The organism is Micromonospora sp. D75 (assembly GCF_018070405.1).
GTDB lineage: Bacteria > Actinomycetota > Actinomycetes > Mycobacteriales > Micromonosporaceae > Micromonospora > Micromonospora chalcea.
In genome coordinates this window covers 1-4,698 of sequence record NZ_JAGPXV010000488.1, presented here as the reverse complement: position 1 = coordinate 4,698, position 4,698 = coordinate 1, and the positions used below count along the sequence as shown (strand labels likewise).

Annotated in this window: 3 protein-coding genes and 1 pseudogene; 3 read left to right on the top strand and 1 reads right to left on the bottom strand. The window is 70.9% G+C overall.

Features of this window, described 5'->3' with window-relative positions:
• Positions 1-344: pseudogene (locus KBX39_RS23825) on the bottom strand (hypothetical protein); the annotation flags it as partial.
• Positions 345-832: 488 nt separating this feature from the next.
• On the opposite strand from KBX39_RS23825, the gene pdhA reads away from it, so the two are divergent.
• The 3 genes from pdhA to KBX39_RS23810 are packed head-to-tail and all read left to right on the top strand — an operon-like array spanning position 833 to position 4,448.
• A complete protein-coding gene (pdhA, locus tag KBX39_RS23820) occupies positions 833-2,011 on the top strand; it encodes a pyruvate dehydrogenase (acetyl-transferring) E1 component subunit alpha (RefSeq protein WP_210872589.1) in 1,179 nt (392 codons plus the stop codon).
• On the top strand, positions 2,011-3,000 hold the full coding sequence (locus KBX39_RS23815) for an alpha-ketoacid dehydrogenase subunit beta (protein ID WP_030269708.1): 990 nt from the start codon (positions 2,011-2,013) through the stop codon (positions 2,998-3,000). The genes pdhA and KBX39_RS23815 overlap by 1 nt, the downstream gene beginning before the upstream one ends.
• Positions 3,001-3,005: 5 nt before the next feature.
• Positions 3,006-4,448, top strand: coding sequence for a dihydrolipoamide acetyltransferase family protein (locus tag KBX39_RS23810; protein ID WP_210872591.1), 1,443 nt, complete (start codon positions 3,006-3,008; stop codon positions 4,446-4,448).
• Positions 4,449-4,698 lie beyond the last annotated feature (250 nt).

The following is a 4,698-nucleotide window of genomic DNA, read 5'->3' as shown; positions in this document are numbered from 1 at the left end:
GGGGGTACGGAGGTGACGTCGGGGGTGGGCGTGGACGGCACTGCGGGCTGGGTCGCCTGGGGCGGCGGGATCACCACCGGCCCGATCGAGGGTGTCGGCAGGAACGGGGTGCTGGTGTCGGGGAGCGCGCTGTTGCCCACCGTCGCCGATCCGGTGCTGATGGCGGCGAGGATCGGCATCGACGCGGTGCCGGCGAGCAGCGCCACTGTGAGCAGGTAGCCCCGGCTGGGGGCGCCGGCGCCGGGGGCGCGGTGGGCGCCGACGACCCGGCGGTACGGGGAGGCGGGCAGCGCGCGGTGCCGGCCGAGGAAGGGTGAGCCGGGGGGACCCTCTGGTTCGGACACCGGCACACTCCTCACGCGCGAACGGGGACGGGAGAGCACGCGCGGATATTCGGACAAATGCCGCGCAACAGCTCACCGCAAGCTTGACCCAGTGACGCTCAGTTCACCAGTCGCAACCGCGTGTCGACACACATTTTGTACGTCAGCCGATCCCGCCACTGGGGACAAAGACGGCTATCCGTCATGAAGACGATGGAACCTCACCCACCAAGGAGGCCATACTGTGGGCCCGCTCACCTCCTCTGCAATCATTCAGACACGACGGCAACGCAGCCGCCACCTCCGCGTACCCCGCGGCTGGTGCGGAACGGCGCCGGCGCTCCCGGGCCTGGGTCTGTCCCCGACCGACTCCGGCTCACGCCGCGCGGCAACCCCTACCGGGGTCAGGCGCGGTCGCCAGGGACCGACCCGGCATCAGCCGGGCGGGCGCACGAGGTGCTCGGCTCGGGTAACCCCCGGCGCCGGCGCAGACAGACAGGGAGAGACGGATGGCAAAGGGCGACCCCGGGGCCGCCACCCGCAGTAAGCGGGCCGCACCCCGCACCAGGCGCGCCGCCGCGGCCGGTGAACCGGAACTCGTACAGCTGCTCACGCCGGAAGGTGAGCGGATCGAGACCGCGCTCGGCCCGGACGGGACCGAGTACCGCGTCGACTTCACCGACGAGGAGTACCGCGGGCTCTACCGCGACCTCGTGCTGGTCCGCAAGCTGGACGCCGAGGCCACCGCGCTGCAGCGCCAGGGCGAGCTGGGACTGTGGGCCAGCCTGCTGGGCCAGGAGGCGGCGCAGGTCGGCTCCGGCCGGGCGCTGCGTACGCAGGACATGGCGTTCCCGACCTACCGCGAGCACGGCGTGCTCTACTGCCGCGGCATCGACCCGATCATGCCGCTGGGCCTGTTCCGCGGCGTCGACCAGGGCGGCTGGGACCCGAACGAGTTCAAGTTCAACATGTACACGATCGTGATCGGGGCGCAGACCCTGCACGCGACCGGGTACGCCATGGGTGTCGCCATGGACGGCAAGACCGGCGGCGAGGACGGCGAGGCGGTCATCGCCTACTTCGGTGACGGCGCCACCAGCCAGGGCGACGTCAACGAGTCGTTCGTCTGGGCCAGCGTCTTCAACGCCCCGCTGGTGTTCTTCTGCCAGAACAACCAGTACGCCATCTCCGAGCCGCTGGAGCGGCAGACCCGCGTGCCGCTGTACCGGCGGGCCGGCGGGTTCGGCTTCCCCGGCGTCCGGGTGGACGGCAACGACGTGCTCGCGTCGTACGCGGTGACCCGGCACGCGCTGGACAACGCGCGCAACGGCCAGGGCCCGAGCCTGATCGAGGCGTACACCTACCGGATGGGCGCGCACACCACCTCCGACGACCCGACCCGCTACCGCATCGCCAGCGAGGTCGAGGCGTGGCAGGCGAAGGACCCGATCGCCCGGATGAAGGCGTTCCTGACCAAGCAGAAGATCGCCGACGAGTCGTTCTTCACCGCTGTCGACGAGCAGGCCCGCACCGAGTCGGTGCACCTGCGCGAGCGTGTGCTCGCCATGCCCGACCCGCAGCCGGTGAGCATGTTCGACCACGTCTACCCCAACGGCTCTCCCGAGCTGAACGAGCAGCGGGCCCGGTTCACGCAGTACATGGAGTCCTTCGAGGGGAGCGCGCACTGATGGCCACGGAGACGCTCACCCTCGGCAAGGCGCTGAACACCGGCCTGCGGCGGGCCCTGGAGAACGACCCGAAGGTCGTCATCATGGGCGAGGACGTCGGCAAGCTCGGCGGCGTGTTCCGGATCACCGACGGCCTCCAGAAGGACTTCGGCGACCAGCGCGTCATCGACACCCCGCTGGCCGAGTCCGGCATCATCGGCACCGCCGTCGGCCTGGCCATCCGCGGTTTCCGGCCGGTCTGCGAGATCCAGTTCGACGGCTTCGTCTACCCCGCGTACGACCAGATCGTGTCGCAGGTGGCGAAGATGCACTACCGCTCGCAGGGCAAGGTGCGGATCCCGATGGTCATCCGCATCCCGTTCGGCGGCGGTATCGGCGCGGTCGAGCACCACTCCGAGTCGCCCGAGGCGTACTTCGCGCACACCGCCGGTCTCAAGGTGGTGAGCTGCGCGAACCCGCAGGACGCGTACGTGATGATTCAGCAGGCGATCGCGTCGGACGACCCGATCGTGTTCCTGGAGCCGAAGCGGCGCTACTGGGAGAAGGGTCCGGTGGACCTGGACGCGCCGATCGCCGACGCGTACCCCCTGCACTCGGCCCGGGTCGCACGGCCCGGCACGGACGCGACGGTCCTGGCGTACGGCCCGATGGTGCGCACCGCGCTCGACGCGGCCACCGCCGCCGCCGAGGACGGCCGCGAGCTGGAGGTCATCGACCTGCGCACGATCTCGCCGCTGGACCTGACCGCGGCGTACGAGTCGGTGCGGCGCACCGGCCGCTGCGTGGTCGTGCACGAGGCCCCGGGCAACCTGGGTCTCGGGTCGGAGATCGCGGCCCGGATCACCGAGGAGTGCTTCTACTCCCTGGAGTCCCCGGTGCTGCGGGTGACCGGCTTCGACACCCCCTACCCGGCCGCCCGGGTGGAGGAGGAGTACCTGCCCGACCTGGACCGGGTGCTCGACGCCGTCGACCGCACGTTCGGCTGGTGAGCGGCATGTCCCGGATCAAGGAGTTCAACCTTCCCGACCTGGGCGAGGGCCTGACCGAGGGCGAGATCCTCGCCTGGCTGGTCAAGGTCGGCGACGACATCGAGCTGAACCAGCCGATCGTCGAGGTGGAGACCGCGAAGGCGGCGGTCGAGATCCCGGCGAAGTGGGCCGGCCGGGTGCAGGCGATCTTCCACCCGGAGGGGTCCACTGTCGAGGTCGGCGTGCCGATCATCGCGATCGACACCGACCCGGGCGCCGGGCCGATCGAGGGGTCGACGACCGGTACCCCCGCGTCGGACCTGCCCGCTCCGTCGGCAGCGTCGCTCGCCGCGGTCCAGGTCGCGCCCGCCGAGGGCATGGTCGAGCCGGGCCTGATCGGTGGTGTGGCCCCGGGTGGGCGTACCGCCGTGCTGGTCGGCTACGGCCCGCGCAACGCCCCGGCCAAGCGCCGCCCGCGCAAGGGTGACGCGCCGGCACCGGCTCAGGCCGCCGCCCCGGTGGCGCCCGCCCCGCCCGCTCCCGCCCCGGCGGTCAACGGCAACGGCCGGGTCTCCGGTCCGGTGCTGGCCAAGCCGCCGGTCCGCAAGCTGGCGAAGGACCTCGGCATCGACCTGGCCACGCTGACCGGCTCGGGTCCGCTCGGCTCGATCACCCGTGAGGACGTACAGCGGGCGGCGACCGCGACCCCGGCGGCGGCCGAGCCGCTGACGGTCACGACGCCGGCCGCGTCGGCCGCGAGCTTCGGCGCGGACCGCGAGCAGCGCATCCCGGTCAAGGGGGTACGCAAGCTCACCGCGGAGAACATGGCCCGCTCGGCGTTCACCGCCCCGCACGTGACGGAGTTCCTGACCGTCGACGTGACCCGGGCAATGAAGGCGCTGGACCGGCTGCGCGACCGGCGGGAGTGGCGCGACGTACGGGTCTCGCCGCTGCTGCTGGTCGCCAAGGCGGTGCTGCTGGCGGTCAAGCGGCACCCGATGGTCAACTCGACCTGGGCCGGCGACGAGATCGTGGTGAAGGAGTACGTCAACCTCGGCATCGCGGCGGCCACCGAGCGCGGCCTGATCGTGCCGAACATCAAGGACGCCGGGCGGCTCTCGCTGCGCGAGCTGGCGGACGCGATGACGGACCTGGTGCAGACCGCGAAGTCGGGGAGGACGTCCCCGGCGGACATGTCCGGCGGCACGTTCACCATCACCAACGTCGGCGTCTTCGGCGTCGACACCGGTACGCCGATCCTGCCCCCGGGCGAGTCGGCGATCCTCGCCTTCGGCGCGGTACGGGAGCAGCCGTGGGTGCACAAGGGCAAGGTGAAGCCGCGCCTGGTGACCACGCTCGGCCTCTCCTTCGACCACCGCATCATCGACGGTGAGCTGGGCTCGAAGTTCCTCCGCGACATCGGGGACTTCCTGGCCGACCCGGAGGCGGCGCTGCTCGCCTGGACCTGACGCACCACCGCTCCGGTCACGGCCGGTGTGCCACGGGTGAACGCCCGGCACACCGGCCGTAACCGTTTCGGGAACGGAATCATAGGATCTGAGGGCAGGCTGACCTACGATCCTTAGGTACGTGGTTCAGCTCACCTAATAATCGATGGCGATGGGCGGCCTGGTGCGCTTAAATAGAGACATCAAGGGGCTGACAACCGAATAGCCAGGAGGAGAGACCCAAGATGAGCATGATCGAGCGAATCCGTAC